Genomic DNA, 2,500 nt, shown 5'->3' with positions numbered 1-2,500 from the left:
TGAATAGGGCGCTTTAGTCAGTGGGGGTAGACGCGAAACCTTGTGATCTACCCATGGCCAGGTTGAAGTTGCGGTAACACGCAATGGAGGACCGAACCAGTTGACGTTGAAAAGTCTTTGGATGAGCTGTGGGTAGGGGTGAAAGGCCAATCAAACTGGGAAATAGCTCGTACTCCCCGAAATGCTTTTAGGAGCAGCGTGGAGGTAAAGTCTGTTAGAGGTAGAGCTACCGATAGGACTAGGGGGAGTCAAATCCTACCAAATCCTGACGAACTCCGAATGCTAACAGATATACTCTGCAGTGAGGGTAAGGGTGCTAAGGTCCTTATCCGAGAGGGAAAGAACCCAGACCTTCAGCTAAGGTCCCTAAATCTATACTAAGTTGAACTAAGGCGGTCCAGTTGCTTAGACAGCCAGGATGTTGGCTTGGAAGCAGCCATTCATTTAAAGAGTGCGTAACAGCTCACTGGTCGAGCGACAGGGCATCGATGATGATCGGGCATAAAGTATAGTACCGAAGCTAAGGCAGTATTTAATACTGGGTAGGGGAGCATTCTATAGGCGGAGAAGCCATCTGGTAATGGATGGTGGAGCGTATAGAAAAGCAAATGTAGGCATAAGTAACGATAAGGCGGGTGAGAAACCCGCCCACCGATAGACTAAGGTTTCCTGATCAACGCTAATCGGATCAGGGTTAGTCGGGACCTAAGGCGAACCCGAAGGGGGTAGTCGATGGACAATTGGTTAATATTCCAATACTACCGTATTCAGCGATGGGGTGACGGAGTAGTGAAAGATCCGCGGACTGACGGAATAGTCCGTTAAAGGGTGTAGTTATAGGCTGAGTAGGCAAATCCGCTCGGCTTGATGAACCTGATAGTACCACAATGCTTCGGCAGCGTGGATAGTGATCCTAATCAGACTTCCAAGAAAAACCTCTAAGTAATGGATATGGTACCCGTACCGTAAACCGACACAGGTAGTCAAGGAGAGAATCCTAAGGTGCTCGAGTGATTCATGGCTAAGGAACTAGGCAAAATGGCCCTGTAACTTCGGGAGAAGGGGCGCCTCCTCTGTAAAGAGAGGCCGCAGTGAATAGGCCCAGGCGACTGTTTAGCAAAAACACATGGCTTTGCGAAATCGAAAGATAAAGTATAAGGCCTGACACCTGCCCGGTGCTGGAAGGTTAAGGGGGGATGTTATCCGTAAGGAGAAGCATTGAACTGAAGCCCCAGTAAACGGCGGCCGTAACTATAACGGTCCTAAGGTAGCGAAATTCCTTGTCGGGTAAGTTCCGACCTGCACGAATGGTGCAACGATCTGGGCACTGTCTCAGCCATGAGCTCGGTGAAATTGTAGTCGCGGTGAAGATGCCGCGTACCCGCAACGGGACGAAAAGACCCCATGAACCTTTACTATAGCTTCACATTGGTATTGGGTAAATGATGTGTAGGATAGGCGGGAGACTTTGAACCTGTGTCGCCAGGCATAGGGGAGTCGTTGGTGAAATACCGCCCTTTATTTATCTGATGCCTAATCCAGCAATGGAGACAGTGTGTGGTGGGTAGTTTGACTGGGGTGGTCGCCTCCAAAAGAGTAACGGAGGCTTTCAAAGGTACCCTCAGTACGCTTGGTAACCGTACGCAGAGCGCAATAGCATAAGGGTGCTTGACTGTGAGGCCTACAAGCCGATCAGGGTCGAAAGACGGATATAGTGATCCGGTGGTTCCGCATGGAAGGGCCATCGCTCAAAGGATAAAAGGTACTCTGGGGATAACAGGCTGATCTCCCCCAAGAGCTCATATCGACGGGGAGGTTTGGCACCTCGATGTCGGCTCGTCACATCCTGGGGCTGGAGAAGGTCCCAAGGGTTGGGCTGTTCGCCCATTAAAGTGGCACGCGAGCTGGGTTCAGAACGTCGTGAGACAGTTCGGTCTCTATCTGTTGTGGGCGTAAGAAGTTTGAGAGGACCTGTCTTTAGTACGAGAGGACCGAGATGGACTAACCGCTGGTGTATCAGTTGTGCCGCCAGGTGCAGTGCTGAGTAGCTACGTTGGGCAGAGATAAGCGCTGAAAGCATCTAAGTGCGAAACTCCCCTCAAGATGAGACTTCTTTAAAGGGACGTTGGAGATGACAACGTTGATAGGCTGCAGGTGTAAAGGCAGAAATGTCATAGCTGAGCAGTACTAATTACCCGTAAGCTTTCCGATAGCCCCGCCTTTGTGCGGGGCGGTAACCTACCTCTATTGTGTGATACTCTTACAGTAAATATGTCGACCATCAGAAATGATGGTAAGAAATAGTGTTCAGTAAATGACTGGATTAAGATTTTATGGTGGTTATAGCGGTGGGGTCCACCTCTTCCCTTTCCGAACAGAGAAGTTAAGCCCGCTTGCGCTGATGGTACTGCCCTTACCGGTGGGAGAGTAAGTAGCCGCCAACTTATTATCAAAGGAACATACTTATCGTATGTTCCTTTTTTTCGTTATAGACCACTCC

General features: G+C 49.7%; 2 rRNA genes (1 of these 2 cut by a window edge). Both read left to right on the top strand.

The features are described 5' to 3' along the window. Positions 1-2,211, top strand: a 23S ribosomal RNA gene (locus BMW98_RS00010) (it extends 668 nt beyond the left edge of the window). 121 nt (positions 2,212-2,332) lie between these two features. Continuing rightward, positions 2,333-2,444: ribosomal RNA gene (gene rrf / locus BMW98_RS00005) — 5S ribosomal RNA — on the top strand. Positions 2,445-2,500: the final 56 nt, after the last annotated feature.

Source organism: Roseivirga pacifica, from assembly GCF_900111145.1.
Lineage (GTDB): Bacteria > Bacteroidota > Bacteroidia > Cytophagales > Cyclobacteriaceae > Roseivirga > Roseivirga pacifica.
Note: the sequence above shows the minus strand (reverse complement) of the source record. Positions and strands in the feature narration are given on the sequence as shown.